The following is a 16943-nucleotide window of genomic DNA, read 5'->3' on the forward strand; positions in this document are numbered from 1 at the left end:
GACGGCGCGATCAGGCCACGTCCGGGTCGGGCGGGCGCAGCTTGGCGCGGATCCGCTCGGCGTCGGGGTGCGCCAGCTCCTCCATGATCCGGACTGCGTCCCGCCACAGCCCGTCGGCGGTGCCCGGGTCGCCGAGCGCCACGTGCGCGTCGGCGAGGTGGTCGGCGATGAAGGCCTCCCAGTACCGGTCGCGGGTCTGGCGGACCAGGTCCAGCGCGTTGCCGAAACCGATCACGGCTTGCTCGTGGTTGCCGAGGTGGTGGTGGGCGTGGCCCAGGCTGTCCCAGGTCTCCCACTGCCCGGCCAGGTCACCGACCTCCTGGTGCAGGGCGAGCGCCTCCTCGCAGGCGGTGATCGCGGCCGCGTGGTCGCCGCGCAGGGTCTGGAACCAGCCCATCGTGTTGAGCGCCTTGGCCTGCCCCGACCTGTCGCCGGTGGCCCGGTGCAGCTGGTATGCCCGCTCGGCGTAGGTGTAGGCGTCGGCGTAGCGGGTGGTGCGCTCGCCGAGCCAGGTCAGCGCGAGCAGGGTGTTGGCCTGGCTGGCCGCGTCGTCGGACTGGGCGAACAGGTCCATGGCGCGGTCGTAGTGCTGCTGGGCCTCGTCGTAGCGTTCCAGCCAGGTGCTGGACACGCCGAGCCCGTGGTAGACGTGCGCCTGGCCGGTCACGTCACCGGAGCGCAGCGCGGCGTCCAGCGCGGTGCGCTGGGTGGCGGCCTGGTCCAGCCAGTGGCCCTGCCGGTCGAAATAGGTGATCAGCGTCCAGGCCAGCTGCCAGGTGTGCCCGTCGCAGCCGAGTTCGTAGGCCTGCCGGATGACGGCCAGCAGCACCTGGTGCTCGGCGGCGAACCAGGCGTAGGCGGCGTCACGGTCGGCGTGCACCTCCGGGGTCACCTGCTCGTCGGGCGGCAGGATCGCGATGCGGTGCCGGTGCGGGTACACCATCAGCGTCGCGCTGTTGGCGGTGTGCAGGTAGTGGTCGTACGCGCGGCGCAGGGCCAGGAAGCGGTCCGCCTCGGTGTCGTGGTCGGTGACCAGTTCCGCGGCGTACGCCCGCATCAGGTCGTGCAGCAGGAACCGCCCCGGGCCGTGCTCGACGGCCAGGTGCGCCCGGGTGAGCTCGGCCAGCAGCGGGCGCGCCTGCCGCACGGTCAGCCCGGCCGTGCTGGCCGCCGCCGCGAGCGAGACGTCCGGCCCCGGGTGCAGCCCCAGCAGCCGGAACATGCGCGCGCCGCCGTCGCTGAGCCGGCAGTAGGACCAGGAGAACACCGCGCGCAGGTCGGTGGCCGCGTCGTCGCCGCTGAACGCGTCCAGGTTGTCGCGCCCGTCGGCCAGCTCCGCCGCCAGCGCGGCCAGCGGCAGCGCGGGGCTGGACGCGGCGCGGGCCGCCACGATCGCCAACGCCAGCGGCAGCCCGCCGCAGCGCGCGATGACGTCGGCGACGGCGCGGTCCTCCCGGGTCACCGCGGCGTCGCCAAGCCGGTGCGTGATCAGCTGCCGCGCCTCGGCGGTGGTGAACATGGCCAGCGACACCGGCCGGGCGCCCTCGGCGGCGACCAGGCCGGACAGCTGGTTGCGGCTGGTGACCAGCACCAGGCACCCCGCCGTGCCCGGCAGCAGCGGGCGCACCTGGTCGGCGTCGCGGGCGTTGTCCAGCACCAGCAGTACCCGCCGCCCGGCCAGCAAACTGCGGTAGAGGCCCGCCTGCTCGGCGAGGTCGGCGGGCATCCGCGCGGACGGCACGCCCAGCGCGTCCAGGAAGCCGCGCACCGCCTGCGACGGGCTCGTCGGCGGGCCGCCCGCGTCGAAGCCGCGCAGGTTGACGTACAGCTGGCCGTCGGGGAAGCGGTCGGCGGCGCGGTGCGCCCAGTGCACCGCGAGCGAGGTCTTGCCCACCCCGGCGCTGCCTGTGATGACGGCGACCCGGGCCGGACCGGCCGCGGCGTCCCTGTCGCGCATCAGGTCCAGCTCCCGCAGCGCCCCGTCGCGGCCGGTGAAGCCCGTCACGTCGACGGGCAGCTGCCGGGGGACCGTCACCGGATCGGCGGCGGGGGGCGGGTCGGGCTCGAAGTCGTACCGGCCGGGGCGGGTGAGCCGCTCGTCGTCGCGCAGGATCGCCTCGTGCAGCGCCCGCAGCTGCGGGCCCGGCTCCAGGCCAAGCTCGTCGCGCAGCAGAGCCCGGGTCTCCCGGAACAGTTCCAGCGCCTCGGCCCGCCGCCCGCTGCGGTAGCGGGCCAGCATCAGGCAGCAGCGCACGAACTCGCGGAACGGCTGCTCGGCGACCAGCGTCTCCAGCATCCCGGTCAGCTGCCGGTGCCGCCCCAACGCCAGCTCGGCCTCGGCCCAGCCCTCGTACGCGTCCAGGCGCAGCTGGTCCAGCCGGGTGGCCTCGTCGGCGAGCAGCAGGCACCCGGTGAACTCCGCGTACGCCGGGCCGCGCCACAGGTCCAGGGCGGTCCGCCAGTCCCGGGCGGCGGACTCCACGTCACCGCCGTCCAGCGCCTCGGCGGCCGCGGTGCTCAGCTCACCGAACCGGGCCGCGTCGAGCAGCTCACCGGCGGGCACCGTGTAGCCGTCGGCGGCGTTCTGGATCCGCTCCGTGCCCAGGGCGCCGCGCAGCTGGCTGATGTACTGGTGCACGTTGCGCCGGGCCGAGGCCGGTGGCTGGTCCGCCCACAGCGCCTCGACGAGGGTGTCCATGGCGACGGGCCGGCCCAGCCGGGCCAGCAGGACGGCTAGCGCCAGCCGCGGCTTGTGGCCCGAGGGCAGGTAGACCTGCTGTCCGTCGTGTACCGCCTGGAGGGGTCCCAGCGCCTGGAACTCCACTGCCGTCTCGCCTTCCCGACCACGATCCCGACAACGAAATGTGCTCAGGCGGTCACGGTCCGCGTTGTACAGCGCCTGTACCGCGATCGGACACGATGCGCGGTATCGGCGAGCGTACGGCACGGCGTGAAACGCCTGTGATCAAACCGTGCGCGTTCGTCGGCTGGCACGCCGACGTGCCGATGTTCTCGGGGCGGGCCGAGATTCGGGGGACCTCGGCCGCCCCGGGACCACGCCTCAAGCCGGTCCGCCGGAGCCTGCGGCCCACCGTCGGCAGTGGAGTCCGGGATCACCCACGCAGGGACACCGGAGCTGGACGGCGTCGGGCACACTGCCACCCATGCCGAAGTCACGACGAGAAGTCCGGGCGAATCGCGCCGATGCCGCCGCACGGATGCAGCCCGGCCGCCGGGCGCGGACCCGTTCGACGCTCTACGAGGCGCGCGGCTGGCAGGCGGCCGGGCTGCCCGCGACCCTGGCCGGCGTGCTGGGGCTGGCGCTGAGCATCGCACTCGCCGTCTGGCACTCGTGGCTGCTGCCTGCGGTCGCGGTCGGGGCCGCCCTGCTCAACCTCTACGCGGCGTACGTCGTCGTCAAGGCCCGCCGGGCCGACGAGTTCCTGTTCCCGCAGCGCTGGGGCGCCGGCCGCTTCTCCGCTCGCGGCGAGGCCGTCTCCGGCGTCCTCGCCCTCGCCTCGGCCGTGCTCGCCGTCATCGGCTTCGCCGCCCGCTGACGGCGCTGCCGCAAATTCGGGGAAACTGCGCCTATCGCAGCCCTCGATGCGGCAGTTTCCCCGAAACTGCAGGGCGACCGGCGGGGCGGGCGGTGAATAGGCGTTGCGGGTGGGTGGTGGGTGGCCGTAGGGTCTCGACCTTGTGCGCAGGGTAGTGGAATCCGTCGTGCCCGCCCGGCTCGGCGGGGGCTACCGCTGGCTGCTGGCCTCGTCCTGGTCGAGCAACCTCGGCGACGGGGTGGCGCTCGCGGCCGGGCCGCTGCTGGTCACCACGCTGACCGACGACCCGTTCCTGATCTCGCTGGCCGCGCTGCTGCGCTGGGCCCCGCCGCTGGTGTTCGGCCTGTACGCAGGCGTGCTGTCGGACCGGCTGGACCGCCGACGGATCATGATCGTGGCGAACCTGGCCCGGGTCCTCGTGCTGGCCGGGCTCGTGGCGTCGATGCTCGCCGGGCTCCTGTCGGCGGTCGGCGCGCTGGTCGCACTGGGCCTGCTGACCGTCGCCGAGGTGTTCGCCGACAACACCGCGGGCACGCTCACGCCGATGCTGGTGCACCGCGACGACCTGGCGGTGGCCAACGCCCGGCTGCAGACCGGCTTCATCACGCTCAACCAGCTCATCGGGCCGCCGATCGGGGCGGCGCTGTTCGCCGCGGGCACGGTGTGGCCGTTCGCGGCCGAGACCGTGCTGGTCGCCGCGAGCGTGGTGCTGGTGTCGCGGGTGCGGCTGCCGGCCCGGGAGCGGCCCACCGAACAACGGCGCAGCCTGCGGCGGGACGTCGCCGAGGGCTTCCGCTGGACGGTGAACCACGCGGCGGTGCGTACCCTCGTGCTCACGATTCTGATCTTCAATGTGACGTTCGGGGCGGCGTGGTCGGTGCTCGTGCTCTACGCCCAGGAGCAGCTCGGCCTCGGCGCGATCGGGTTCGGCCTGCTCACCACGGTCTCGGCGGTCGGCGGCCTGCTCGGCACCGCGCTGTACGGCGCGATCACCCGCCGGGTCAGCCTGGGCAACGTGATGCGTGTCGGGCTGATCATCGAGACGCTCACCCATCTCGGCCTCGCCGTGACGACCTCCCCCGTGGTGGCCTCGGCGATCTTCTTCGTCTTCGGGGCGCACGCGTTCGTCTGGGGCACCACCTCCGTGACGGTGCGCCAGCGGGCCGTGCCCGAGCAGCTGCAGGGCCGGGTCAACAGCTTCAACACCATCTGCGTCTTCGGCGGGCTGGTCGTCGGCTCGGTGATCGGCGGCGTGCTGGCCACCCACTTCGGCGTCACCGCGCCGTTCTGGTTCGCTTTCGCCGGTTCGGCGGCCTTCGTCGTGCTGCTGTGGCGCGAGCTGACCCGCATCGCCCACTCCGACGAGGAGGCGGTCCCGGTCGCCGCGTGAACGCACGCCTCAGGGCAGGTGGGCGGGCAGGCCGAGCCGGGTGAAGTGCTCGACCCCGATGAACGCGGTGACCTCGGCGATGCGGTCGTCGCGCAGGGTCAGCACGCTGACCGACCAGGGCAGGTGCTCGCCGGTCGCTTCGGGGCGCAGGTAGCAGGCCGCCGCGGGCTGGCCGTTGGCGCTGACCGGCAGGTGCCGCCAGGAGCCGCAGGCGTTGAGCGGGACCCGTCTGGCGAAGTCGGTGACCGCGGCCAGGCCGTGATACCAGTGCGGCAGCGGCGGCATGGACCAGGTGACGTCCTCGACCAGCAGCGTGATCAGGGCGTCGGCGTCGCCGCGCTCCAGTGCCTGGGCGAACCGGCGCACGATGTCGCGCACCTTCGCGTCGCCGATCTTGCGGAGGGTCTGCTGCTGGCTGGGGGAGGGCACCTTCTCCGCGACGATCCGCCGGGCCCGCGCCAGGGCCGAGTTCACCGAGGTGGTCGAGGTGTCCATGATCGCGGCGATCTCGGCGACGGAGAAGCCCAGCACCTCGAACAGCAGCAGCGCCGCCCGCTGGTTGCCGGGCAGGTGCTGCAGCGCGGCCACGAACGCCAGCTCGACCGCCTCGCGCTGCTCGTAGCGCGCGCCCGGCCCGGCCGGACCGGTCCCCAGGCCCGCGTCGGCGTACGGCCCGAGCCAGGCGACCTCGGTCAGCGGTGTGTGGCCGAGCACCGCGTGGGCGCTGGAAGGGCCCAGGTCCATCGGCAGCGCCCGCCGGCCGCGGGCCTCGACCAGGTCCAGGCAGGTGCGGGTGGCCACGGTGTAGAGCCAGGCCCGTAGCGAGCCGCGCCCGGCGAAGCGGTCCAGCCCGCGCCAGGCCCGCAGCAGCGCGTCCTGCAGCGCGTCGTCGGCGTCGTGGGCGGAGCCGAGCATCCGGTAGCAGTGTGCGTGCAGCTCGGCTCGCAACGGCTCGACGAGCCGGGTGAACGCGGCGTCGTCCCCGCCCTGGGCCAGGGCCAGGTCGGCGTCCCCGGCCACGGCGGAGGAAAGTTCGCTCACAAGCGACGATTCTGCCGGACGCGCCCGGTCTTTATCAGGTACGAGTGACATATCACCTGCTAGGAGACCTGATGAACGACACTTCAACCGTCACCACCGGCGTCCTGGACGTGCCCGGCGCCCGGCTGCACTACGAGGTACGGGGCACCGGGCCGCTGGTGGTGCTCATCGGCGCGCCGATGGACGGCCGGGCGTTCACGCCGCTCGCCGAGCTGCTGGCCGCCGACCACACGGTGCTCACCACCGATCCGCGGGGCATCTTCCGCAGCCAGGTCGACGACCGCGAGCAGGATTCGACGCCGCAGCAGCGCGGCGACGACCTGGCCCGGCTGATCACCCACCTCGACGCCGGGCCGGCCGTGGTGCTGGGCTCCAGCGGCGGCGCGGTCAGCGCGCTGGCACTCGCCGAAGCGCGTCCCGACCTGGTCAGGACGGTCATCGCGCACGAGCCGCCGCTGGACGAACTGGTCGAGGACCGGGTGGAGCTGCGCGAGCAGACCGACGACATGATCGCCACGTACCTGGGCGGCGACCCCCGGGGCGCGTTCGCGAAGTTCCTGAAGATCGCGAACATCGAGCTGCCGCCGCCGGTGTTCGAGGCCATCGTGGGCGGCGAGCGCGACGAGCAGTCCGTCGCCGACGAGCACTTCCAGTACGCGCACATGCTGCTGCCCACCGTCAGCTTCGTGCCGGATACCGCGGCGCTGCTCAAGAACGGCACCCGGGTCGTGGTCGGCATCGGCGAGGAATCGACCGGTCAGCTCTGCGATCGCACGTCCCGGGCGCTGGCCGCGCTGCTGGACATCGAGCCGACGATGTTCCCCGGCGACCACATCGGCTTCACCGAGCACCCGGCGGCGTTCGCCGCGCGACTGCGCGAGGTGCTGGCCGCGGCCTGAGCACACCGTCGAGAGTGGACACATGGCCATCCGGATTCCGTCCGGATGGCCATGTCTTTGCCGCCGCGTCTCATCCGTTCGTCGGCTCACGACTGTCGAAGTGTTGACGTGTTCGTGACGTGTCGGTAACGTTGCTCCCAACGCAGTGCAAGATTTCGACAAACCGATGTTTAGTTTTGTCGAAAGCTTGTGCAAGTTCCCTGCAGGCCGCTCACCTGCCGGTGTTCTCCATCCGTTTCGGGAGAGGCCCGGTATGACGTCGGCTTTCGTACGCACTGGTCGATCACCCCCACGCGGTCCGGGCTGAGTTCACGCCCGCGCCACGTCACCGGTTACACCACGCCTGCAAAACATCAACCGCGCGGTCCCGCTCACCGTCGCGGCTGTTCAGGCACCCGTTTCACCGCATCGCCTGTGGACCCCCTCCACACGCGGAACCGTCCCTCCGTGACAAAGGACAACGATGAGAACCAAGAATCCGATCAGGGTGGTGGCGACCGCGGTCGCCGCTGCCATGATCGCCACGGCCGGGTGGGCTGCCGTCGCGCAAGCGGCCGGCGGCCCCAACCTGTCGTCCGGCAAATCCACCTCCGCCAGCTCGGTCAACGGCCCCTACGTGACCGGCAACCTCAACGACGGCAACCAGGGCACCTACTGGGAGAGCTCCGGCTCCCTGCCGCAGTGGGCCCAGCTCGACCTCGGCGCCGCCACCGCCATCGACCAGGTCGTGCTGAAGCTGCCCGCCGGCTGGGGCACCCGCACCCAGACCCTGGCCGTGCAGGGCAGCACCAACGGGACCAGCTTCAGCGACATCGTCGCCTCGCAGGGCTACAGCTTCAACCCGTCGGTCGCCAACAACTCGGTGACCATCAACTTCCCCGCGACGTCGCCGCGCTACGTGCGCATCAGCGTCAGCGCGAACACCGGCTGGGCCGCTGCACAGCTGTCCGAGCTGGAGATCTACGGCACCGCCAGCGCGTCGACGAACCTCGCGCAGGGCCGCCCGACCACCGAGAGCGGCCACGCCGACGTGTACGACGCGTCCCGGCTCGTCGACGGCAACCAGGGCACCTACTGGGAGAGCGTCAACAACTCGTTCCCGGAGTGGGCGACCGTCGACCTCGGCGCGTCCGTGGCCGTCAACCGGGTCGTGCTGAAACTGCCTACCTCCGGCTGGGGCACCCGCTCGCAGACCCTCGCGGTGCAGGGCAGCACGAACGGCTCGACGTTCACCGACATCGTCGGCTCGGCGTCGTACACCTTCAACCCGGCCGTGGCCGGCAACTCGGTGACGATCAACTTCACCCAGACCACCACCCGGTACGTGCGGATCAACATCACCGCCAACTCCGCGTGGCCGGCGGGCCAGCTCTCCGAGATCGAGGTGTACGGGCCCGGCACCGGCACCCCCGACACCACCGCCCCGAGCGTGCCGTCGAACCTGACCCTCGGCGCCTCCGGCACGACGATCACCCTGAACTGGGGCGCGTCGACGGACAACTCCGGCGGCAGCGGCCTGGCGGGCTACAACGTCTACCGCAACGGCACCCTGGCCGCGACGCTGGGCAACGTCACCACCTGGCAGGACACCCAGCCGACCACGGCGACCGTGTCCTACTACGTGCGCTCGCGCGACAACGCGGGCAACATCTCCGCCAACAGCAACACGGTCACCCGCAACGGCAGCACGCCGGACACCACCGCGCCGAGCGTGCCCGGCACGCTCAGCCACACCACGTCCGGCACGACGATCACCCTGAACTGGGGCGCGTCGACCGACAACGCGGGCGGCAGCGGCCTGGCCGGCTACGACGTGTTCCGCAACGGCGCCCTGGCCGCGCAGGTCGGCACCGTCACCACCTGGAACGACACCCAGGCCGCCTCGGCCACCGTGTCCTACTACGTCCGGGCGCGTGACAACGCGGGCAACGTCTCCGGTAACAGCAACACGGTCACCCGCCCCGGCGGTGACGTCACCGCCCCGACCGTGCCGTCGAACCTGACCCAGAGCACCTCGGGCACCACGATCACACTCAACTGGGGCGCGTCCAACGACGGCTCGGGCAGCGGCCTGGCCGGCTACAACGTGTACCGCGACGGCGGCCTGATCGCGACCCTCGGCACCGTGCTCACCTACCAGGACACACAGCCCGCCACGGCGACCGTGTCCTACTACGTGCGGGCCCGTGACAACGCCGGCAACCTGTCCGGCAACAGCAACACCGTCACCCGCACCGGCACCCAGCAGCCCGGCTGCGTCAACGTCGCGTCCGGCAAGACCATGAGCGCGAACGGCTCGATCTTCACGTTCACCCCGGACAAGGCCAACGACGGGCAGGTCGCCACCTACTGGGAGGGTGGCGCGTACCCGGCGACGCTGACCGTGGCGCTGGGCGGCAACCACACGGTCACCCAGGTCAACGTCAAGCTGAACCCGGACGCCTCGTGGGGCACGCGTACCCAGAACTTCCAGATCCTGGGCCGCGAGCAGTCCTCGTCCACCTACACCAACCTGGTGTCGGCGGCGAGCTACCAGTTCACCCAGGGCAGCAACGTGGTGAGCATCCCCGTCTCGGCGACCACCGCCGACGTGCGGCTGTCCTTCAACTCCAACACCGGCGCCCCCTCGGGCCAGGTCGCGGAGTTCGAGGTCTGCGGCACCCCCGCGCCGAACCCTGACCTCACCGTCAGCAACGTGTCGTGGACCCCGTCGTCGCCGAACGAGGCGTCCAGCATCTCGCTGACCGCCACCGTCAACAACATCGGCGACCTGGCCGCGCCCGCCTCGAAGGTGGGCCTCTACCTCGACGGCGCGCTCAAGGGCACCGTCGACGTCGCGGCCATCGCGGCCGGCGGCTCGCAGTCGGTCAGCCTGCCCATCGGCACCCTCGGCCAGGGCTCGTACGCGATCAGCGCCCGCGCCGACAACGCGAGCACGGTGACCGAGAAGAACGAGAACAACAACACCGCCAACGCCGCGAGCAACCTCGTCGTGGCCCAGGCCCCCGGCCCCGACCTGCAGGTCACCGGGATCTCCACCAACCCGGCCAACCCGGCCGTCGGCGCGGCGGTCAGCTTCACGGTGACCGTCAACAACCGCGGCACCACGGCCTCGGGCGTCACCACGGTCACCCGGGTGACGGTCGGCTCGACCACCCTCAACACCAACACGGCCTCCATCGCCGCGGGCACCACGGTCAACGTGGCCGTCAACGGCACCTGGACCGCCACCAGCGGCGGCGCGACCATCACCGCCAGCGCCGACGCCACCAACGTCGTGACCGAGACCAACGAGACCAACAACTCGCAGTCCCAGTCGATCGTCGTCGGCCGGGGCGCGGCCGTCCCGTACACCTCGTACGAGGCCGAGTCCGCTGCCTACCAGGGCACCCTGCTGCAGACGGACGCGCTGCGCACCTTCGGGCACACCAACTTCGCCACCGAGTCCTCGGGCCGCAAATCGGTGCAGCTCAACAGCCAGGGCCAGTATGTCGAGTTCACCTCGACCAACCAGGCCAACTCGATCGTCGTCCGCAACTCGGTCCCCGACGCCGCCGGCGGCGGCGGCCAGGACTACACGATCAGCCTCTACATCAACGGTGTCTTCGACCGGAAGCTCACCCTGTCCTCGGTGCACAGCTGGCTCTACGGCACCACCGACGATCCCGAGGGCCTGACGAACACCCCGCAGACCAACGCGCGGCGGCTGTTCGACGAGTCCAACGCCCTGCTGTCGCAGTCGTACCCGGCCGGCACGAAGTTCAAGCTGCAGCGCGACTCGGGTGACAACGCCTCCTTCTACATCATCGATCTCGTCGACCTGGAGCAGGTGGCGCCCGCGCTGACCAAGCCGGCCGAGTGCACCTCGATCACCAACTACGGCGCGGTGCCCAACGACGGCCTCGACGACACCACGGCCATCCAGGCCGCGGTGACCGCCGACCAGAACGGGCAGATCAGCTGCGTCTGGATCCCGGCCGGCCAGTGGCGGCAGGAGCAGAAGATCCTCACCGACGACCCGCTGAACCGCGGGACGCACAACCAGGTGGGCATCAGCAACGTCACCATCCGCGGCGCGGGCATGTGGCACTCCCGCCTCTACACGCTGACCCAGCCCCAGAACGCGGGCGGCATCAACCACCCGCACGAGGGCAACTTCGGGTTCGACATCGACAAGAACACCATCATCTCCGACATCGCGATCTTCGGCTCCGGCCGGATCCGTGGCGGTGACGGCAACGCCGAGGGCGGCGTCGGCATCAACGGCCGGCTCGGTGTCGGCACGAAGATCACCAACGTCTGGATCGAGCACGCCAACGTCGGTGTCTGGGTCGGCCGCGACTACTCCAACATCCCCGAGCTCTGGGGACCCGGTGACGGGCTGGAGTTCAGCGGCATGCGCGTGCGCAACACGTACGCCGACGGCATCAACTTCACCAACGGCACCCGCAACTCGACCGTGTTCAACTCGTCGTTCCGCAACAACGGCGACGACGCGCTCGCGGTCTGGGCCAGCAAGTACGTGAAGGACACCTCGGTCGACATCGGTCACGACAACCGCTTCGTCAACAACACGGTGCAGCTGCCGTGGCGGGCGAACGGCATCGCGATCTACGGCGGCTACGGCAACAAGATCGAGAACAACCTGATCTACGACACCATGAACTACCCGGGCATCATGCTGGCGACCGACCACGACCCGATCCCCTTCACGGGTCAGACGCTGATCGCCAACAACGCGCTCTACCGCACGGGTGGCGCCTTCTGGAACGAAGACCAGGAGTTCGGCGCGATCACGCTGTTCGCGGCGACCGTCGCGATCCCCGGTGTCACCATCCGTGACACCGAGATCTACGACTCGACGTACGACGGCATCCAGTTCAAGGCCGGTGAGCTGCCGGGGGTGATCATCACCAACGTGAAGATCGACAAGTCGAACAACGGCGCGGGCATGCTGGCGATGGCCCAGGCCCGCGGTAGCGCGACGCTGTCGAACGTCACCATCACGAACTCGGGCACCGGCAACATCGTGACCCAGCCGGGTTCGACGTTCACCTTCTCGGGCAGCTGACCCTCAGCCTGAGAAACCGCACCACAGGGGGCCTGCCGGCGATCACCGCCGGCAGGCCCCCTGCCTGTCGGGTCAGTCTCGAAAGTGAGCCGCGTCGTAGGGCCGCTGCCCGACAGCGCAGTGGTAGCAGTGCTCCACCGCCGTGTCGAAGCGGTACCACTCGTGATCGCCGCAGTCCCGGCCGGGTTTAGCGGCCGCGCCGAGGTTGATCAGAAACCAGGGCAGGAGAGTACGCAGGCGGGTGCGGCGCCTGAACCGGCCGGAGGACTTGACCACCACGGCAACGTACGGTCGGCCACCGCCTGCCGCCACCGCATTTCGGCTTCTCGGCGCGGGCGGCCGAGGCGGGCAACGTGTCCTCACTCAGGCCGCCGGGCAGCCGGGGGACCGCCACGGATAGCTTCGGGACCCCCGTGCGTCTGTAGGTGTAGAGGGTCGAGCGATAGGGGTGGGTGTGGAAGATGAAGCCAAGAGACGGTTCGCGGAGTTCGCAGCGGCACGCACGCCGGCGCTGATCCGGGTGGCGTACCTGCTCACCGGTGACCAGCACGCGGCAGAGGACCTGGTCCAGTCCGCCCTGGCCAAGACGTACGCCCGCTGGGGCTCGTTACGGCACGAGGATCCGGAGGGCTACATCCGCGTCGTCATGTACCGGGAACAGGTCGGCTGGTGGCGGCGGCTGGGCCGGCTACGCGAGCTGGTCACGGCGGTTCCGGCCGACTTCGTCATGCCTGATCCGAGCACACACACCGACCTGCGGGTCGCGATGCGCGAAGCGTTGCGGGAGCTGCCGCCGCCGCAACGCACGGTGCTGGTCCTGCGCTACTACGAGGACCTGACGGAGGGACAGGTGGCCGAGATCCTGGGCTGCTCCATCGGAACAGTGCGCAGCCGCACATCCCGAGCCGTCACCCGGCTGCGGCAGTTGATGCCCGCCACCGAACCCGTGCTGGAGGCGACGCCATGAGCACCCCATTCGAAGCCCTCATTCGCAACACGCTGTCCGAAATCTCCGAGGAGGCTTCCCCCGTGAATCTGACCACCCGCGCGCTCAATCTGGCGCACCGCAGGCGCAAAACCACGGTCGTGCTCGGCGCTGTCGCGGCCGTGGCCGCTGTTCTGATCAGCGCGCCGCTCGCGCTCGCCGCTGCCGACCGGGGAACACCACCTGCCGCGCCGTCGCCCGCGGCTCCGTCCCCGTCGCCCGCGGCTCCGTTCCCGTCGCCCGCGGCTCCGTCCCCGTCACGCGCGGCTCCGTCCCCGTCGCCTGCGGCCCCATCTCCATCCCCGTCAGCACCGATGAACATGCCGTCGCCGTCGCCGCGGCGCTAGTGCGACAACCGCCGCACTCTGAACAGGAGCCTCGCGGTCATTCGGGCAGGTAGGCGCGGTCAGACCGGCCTGCCGAGATCTGGTGCCGCGCCACGCGAGCTGAGCTGCTGAGGTCGTCATCGGGCCGGCTCAGGCGTCACCGGCCGGTCCGGACAGTCGCCGGTTCACCGGCACCCGCAGACGCGAGCACACAGAGGGACACCGGCAGTGCTGGTGTGTCGGTGTCCCTCTGTGCCGGCATGGGCCGTACTCACCGCATGATCGTCAAGTGATCCGTGACGGCGCTCCTGCTGTTTCGGGTCAGATCACCGCCAGCAGCTCTTTCGCGAGCGGGCCGGCAGACGCCGGGTTCTGGCCGGTGTGCAGGGTCCGGTCCGTGACCAGGTACGGCTCCCATTTCGGGCCGCGCGAGAAGTCGGTGGGCAGCTTCTTCAGCTCGTCCTCCAGGAGCCATTTGGCCTTGTCGGCGAGGCCGACACCGGCTTCTTCCTCGTTGGTGAACCCGGTGAGGCGGTAGTTCGCGAACGGCGTGTCACCGTGCTCGTCGCGGGTGGCGAGAATCGCGGACGGGGCGTGGCAAACGATGCCGAAGTGTTTGCCGGAGGCGAGTGCCTCCCGGAGCAGCCTGCCGGAATCGGCGTCGTAGGCGAGGTCCTCCATGGGCCCGTGCCCGCCGGGGTAGAACACGGTGTCGTAGTCCTCGAACCGCACGTCCTTGATGGCAACGGGATAGCGGAGCTGCTCAGCCGCCTCGATGACGGCCTCTTCCTGGATGGAGACTTCCTCGCCGCCCGTCATACTGGGCCGCAGGCTCATCGTGTCCACGGTGGGGATCACGCCGCCCGGAGTGGCGACCGTGACCTCGTGACCGGCCTCCGTGAACACGGTGTAGGGGGCGACGAACTCCTCGGCCCAGTACCCCGTGGGGTGCCGGTGCCCGTCCTTCATGGTCCAGTACTGAGCGCCGCTCAGCACCATCAGAACCTTTGCCATGATGATCTCGCCTTCAGGTGAGCATGGTGAGGATCAGCATTCCGCCTTCGGTGGTGGAAGTTGATGTATGCATTGAATGCATACATTCCGGCGCGTTTCATGGTGAACGTGCCAGGCCAGAACTTAGGCCGACGAAACATGATCAAAGTTGAAGTATAGGCATCAGGTCCTACCGGCTCGCCCAGCTTTGGGTATATGGCCAAGCCAAGGCCCCCTCTGCTCTCGATGCGTGGCTGCCAGGCTCACGGCCTGGCGGAGTCGTCGACCCGACCCAGCTGCCACACCGAAAACGCGTATCACCGAATCGGATCCGTCCTCTTATCGGCGTCCGACCGACATAGGAGGCGCAGATGCCCCATCACCTGAGTTTCACCGGGGAGAGGTACGAGTACGAGGCCGGTGGCCAGACCCACACCGGGGACAGTCTGTGGGCTGTCGCCGACTCCCTCGACGTGCTGCTCCGCACCGCCCCGGCCACGTACTGCACCGTCACCGCCCCCGCCCTGCACCGAGCGGCCCTGCCCGGCGGCGCGTCCGGGAACTCGCTGCTGGCCGGCCTGACCGTGGTCCGCCGCATCGATGGGGAGATCGAGCAGGAGTCGGCCGCCGCCAAGGACACCGTCGAGCCGCACAAGCTCAAGGGCGTCTCGGGTGTCGCACACTCCGAGTTCCAGGCGTTCCTGGCCTGGTTCGAAGCGGCCGCCGTGAACCTGAACCAGGAGACGACGCTCGCCGTCATCATCGAGGCGCACCAGACCAACAGCCCGTGCTCGACCTGCCAGAAGCTCATCGGCGGGGTGATGGTCCGGCTGGCCGCGCAGTACGGCAAGCCGGTCATCTTCCGGGGTTCCGCGCTGCAGGCGTACGAGCTGGCGCCGGGCGCGCTCGGCCGGATGCTCCTGTCGGTGCGGTCCGGCACCGGCAAGTACGACACCCAGACCCCGCCCGTCATGAACGACGTCCTCGGCACCCACCTGATGGTCCCCCTGATGCGCTCCTGACCCGCTCCGGCCCCGCCCGTTCCGCAGTTTCGGGGAATCTGCACTAACCGCATCCGCCATTCCCTCAGATTCCCTGAAGCTGCAGAACCAGAACTGACGCCGCCTTGTCGGCGGGAGCCAGGGACGGGGCCATGGACGTTTGAACGATCTGTTCAACACGGAACGTTGACAACGTAGTGTTTTCAGGGTTCACTGATCGACATGGCCGATGCGCAAGAGACCGATGACCTGTTCACTCCGCCGGATGCCGGTCGTGCCCGGGCGATGCGTGACTTCGCCGCGCTCACCCGGATCGCCGAGCGACACGCCGCGACGGGCAGCCGGCGTGACCGCTGGCGAAACGCGACGGTGCTCGACCCGTACGAGGCGGTCAGCCTGACGGTGTCGCTCGCGGCAGGTTCAGCGTTGCCCGAGCCGGACGAAGCGCCGCTGGACTCCGCCGACCTGACTGCCGCGCTCACCCTGATTCCTCGCGTACGCGCCGAACTCGACTCCCTGGAGGCCGGCCTGCTGGAGCTGGCCCGTGCACGCGGCCTGACCTGGCAGGCGATCGCCTTCGGGCTCGGTCTCGGCACTCCGCAGGCGGCCCGGCAGCGCTACGAGCGCCTGACCGGCCGCACGCAGCCGCCTGCCGCGAGCTAGCTGCGAGGCGCGTCGCCGTTGCGGCCTTCACCGCGCCGGGTGCGGCGGATCCGGACCGCCCGGTCGGCGAGTTCGTCGACGGCCGCGCCGATCTCCGGCGGCAGGCCGCTGTCGTCGCAGCACGACGGCTTGGTGCGCGGATCCGTCGGCGCCTTGACCCCGGCGAGTTCGTAGAGTGCCGCGTACACGTCGCCGCCCGGGTCGGCCTCGTCGTGGCGTCCGATCAGGACCACGCACGCCTGCCTGCCGGACCGGAACGCGACGACGATGCGCAGGTCGCCGACGTGCTTCACGCACAGGTGGTCGAGCGGTGCGCCGCCGGTGAGGCGGTAGCCGAGGGCCGCGCAGCCTTCGGCTTCGAGGTGGCGCAGGAACTGCGCGACCTGCTGCTGGTGACGGTTGCGCAGGCCGTCGAACTGCTGCTCGGCGCGGGGGGTCCATTCGAGGGCGACGGCCACGTCGGCAACCTGCCTAAGCCCGGCTCTGCCGCGTACGCGCGAGCAGTTCGCCGGTGTCGATGGCCGTGGTGTCGCCGCGCCGCATCTGGGCGAGGCTCTCGCGGACGTCCTCGCGTTCCAGCAGCGCGGTGTCCTCCAGGTAGCGCCATACGGCGTCGAGCAGGCCCCGGGTCTGTCCGGCGTCGCGCAGCTCCCGGACCAGGTGCCAGACCTCGTGGAAGCGGCGCGGTTCGAGCCGGGGCTGCCCGTTGACCTGCACGATCGTGAAGATGCCGGTGCGCGCCCACTCCCTGATTGTCGGCTCGCTCAGGTCGAGCAGCTCGGCCGCGATCACGGGCCGGATGGGTTCGCAGGTGGCCAGCCATTGCCGGGCGACGCGCAGCAGCCGCGCGCGGCGCTCGTCGTCGAGCGTGCGGGCGATGTCCTCCAGCTCCTCGACGGAGGAGAGCAGGTCGGCGATCTTCTCGCGGTCGGAGGCGACGGTCACCGCAGGCTCCTGTCCCTCGAATCAAGCCCGGCACTTACGAGTATGACCCACGAATCCACAAGTAGCAGCCGT

General features: G+C 70.5%; 13 protein-coding genes. 7 read left to right on the forward strand and 6 right to left on the reverse strand.

Annotation, left to right across the window (positions count from 1 at the left end; genetic code table 11):
• Positions 1–10: 10 nt before the first annotated feature.
• Entirely contained in the window at positions 11–2824 is a 2814-nt protein-coding gene (locus F6W97_RS23520; RefSeq protein ID WP_155372565.1) for an AfsR/SARP family transcriptional regulator, read from the reverse strand.
• Positions 2825–3164: 340 nt separating this feature from the next.
• Between F6W97_RS23520 and F6W97_RS23525 the strand changes: the two genes are divergently transcribed.
• Complete coding sequence (locus F6W97_RS23525; protein WP_155372566.1) at positions 3165–3557, forward strand: hypothetical protein; 393 nt, start codon at positions 3165–3167, stop codon at positions 3555–3557.
• 142 nt (positions 3558–3699) lie between these two features.
• Positions 3700–4947, forward strand: coding sequence for an MFS transporter (locus F6W97_RS23530; protein WP_155372567.1), 1248 nt, complete (start codon positions 3700–3702; stop codon positions 4945–4947).
• 9 nt (positions 4948–4956) lie between these two features.
• Here F6W97_RS23530 and F6W97_RS23535 read toward each other — a convergent pair whose 3' ends face one another.
• Complete coding sequence (locus F6W97_RS23535; RefSeq protein ID WP_155372568.1) at positions 4957–6039, reverse strand: sigma-70 family RNA polymerase sigma factor; 1083 nt, start codon at positions 6037–6039, stop codon at positions 4957–4959.
• A 20-nt stretch (positions 6040–6059) separates the two neighbouring features.
• Between F6W97_RS23535 and F6W97_RS23540 the strand changes: the two genes are divergently transcribed.
• Positions 6060–6887 carry an alpha/beta fold hydrolase gene (locus F6W97_RS23540; protein WP_155372569.1) on the forward strand — a complete coding sequence of 276 codons (828 nt, stop codon included), beginning with the start codon at positions 6060–6062 and terminating at the stop codon, positions 6885–6887.
• Positions 6888–7350: 463 nt separating this feature from the next.
• On the forward strand, positions 7351–11958 hold the full coding sequence (locus tag F6W97_RS23545; protein ID WP_155372570.1) for a discoidin domain-containing protein: 4608 nt from the start codon (positions 7351–7353) through the stop codon (positions 11956–11958).
• A gap of 72 nt (positions 11959–12030) precedes the next feature.
• Here the strand turns inward: F6W97_RS23545 and F6W97_RS23550 are convergent, their stop codons facing one another.
• Complete coding sequence (locus tag F6W97_RS23550; protein ID WP_155372571.1) at positions 12031–12234, reverse strand: hypothetical protein; 204 nt, start codon at positions 12232–12234, stop codon at positions 12031–12033.
• A gap of 178 nt (positions 12235–12412) precedes the next feature.
• Between F6W97_RS23550 and F6W97_RS23555 the strand changes: the two genes are divergently transcribed.
• Complete coding sequence (locus F6W97_RS23555) at positions 12413–12925, forward strand: SigE family RNA polymerase sigma factor (RefSeq protein ID WP_155372572.1); 513 nt, start codon at positions 12413–12415, stop codon at positions 12923–12925.
• A gap of 665 nt (positions 12926–13590) precedes the next feature.
• Here F6W97_RS23555 and F6W97_RS23560 read toward each other — a convergent pair.
• Positions 13591–14283 carry a type 1 glutamine amidotransferase domain-containing protein gene (locus tag F6W97_RS23560; RefSeq protein ID WP_196279286.1) on the reverse strand — a complete coding sequence of 231 codons (693 nt, stop codon included), beginning with the start codon at positions 14281–14283 and terminating at the stop codon, positions 13591–13593.
• Positions 14284–14633: 350 nt separating this feature from the next.
• On the opposite strand from F6W97_RS23560, the gene F6W97_RS23565 reads away from it, so the two are divergent.
• Entirely contained in the window at positions 14634–15284 is a 651-nt protein-coding gene (locus F6W97_RS23565) for a hypothetical protein (protein WP_155372574.1), read from the forward strand.
• Positions 15285–15485: 201 nt separating this feature from the next.
• Entirely contained in the window at positions 15486–15926 is a 441-nt protein-coding gene (locus F6W97_RS23570) for a DNA-binding protein (RefSeq protein WP_155372575.1), read from the forward strand.
• Here the strand turns inward: F6W97_RS23570 and F6W97_RS23575 are convergent.
• Positions 15923–16384 carry a type II toxin-antitoxin system RelE family toxin gene (locus F6W97_RS23575; RefSeq protein ID WP_155372576.1) on the reverse strand — a complete coding sequence of 154 codons (462 nt, stop codon included), beginning with the start codon at positions 16382–16384 and terminating at the stop codon, positions 15923–15925. The genes F6W97_RS23570 and F6W97_RS23575 overlap by 4 nt on opposite strands.
• A gap of 13 nt (positions 16385–16397) precedes the next feature.
• The gene (locus F6W97_RS23580; protein WP_155372577.1) at positions 16398–16871 is read right to left on the reverse strand and encodes a hypothetical protein; all 474 of its coding nucleotides are present in this window, start codon (positions 16869–16871) and stop codon (positions 16398–16400) included.
• Between the last annotated feature and the right edge of the window lie 72 nt (positions 16872–16943).

This window comes from Catellatospora vulcania (genome assembly GCF_009720385.1).
Lineage (GTDB): Bacteria > Actinomycetota > Actinomycetes > Mycobacteriales > Micromonosporaceae > Catellatospora > Catellatospora vulcania.

Coding starts and splice junctions, on each gene's coding strand:
- F6W97_RS23525 (WP_155372566.1), top strand. CDS start 3,165: ATGCCGAAGTCACGACGAGAAGTCCGGGCGAATCGCGCCGATGCCGCC.
- F6W97_RS23535 (WP_155372568.1), bottom strand. CDS start 6,039: ATGTCACTCGTACCTGATAAAGACCGGGCGCGTCCGGCAGAATCGTCG.
- F6W97_RS23540 (WP_155372569.1), top strand. CDS start 6,060: ATGAACGACACTTCAACCGTCACCACCGGCGTCCTGGACGTGCCCGGC.
- F6W97_RS23545 (WP_155372570.1), top strand. CDS start 7,351: ATGAGAACCAAGAATCCGATCAGGGTGGTGGCGACCGCGGTCGCCGCT.
- F6W97_RS23560 (WP_196279286.1), bottom strand. CDS start 14,283: ATGGCAAAGGTTCTGATGGTGCTGAGCGGCGCTCAGTACTGGACCATG.
- F6W97_RS23565 (WP_155372574.1), top strand. CDS start 14,634: ATGCCCCATCACCTGAGTTTCACCGGGGAGAGGTACGAGTACGAGGCC.
- F6W97_RS23570 (WP_155372575.1), top strand. CDS start 15,486: ATGGCCGATGCGCAAGAGACCGATGACCTGTTCACTCCGCCGGATGCC.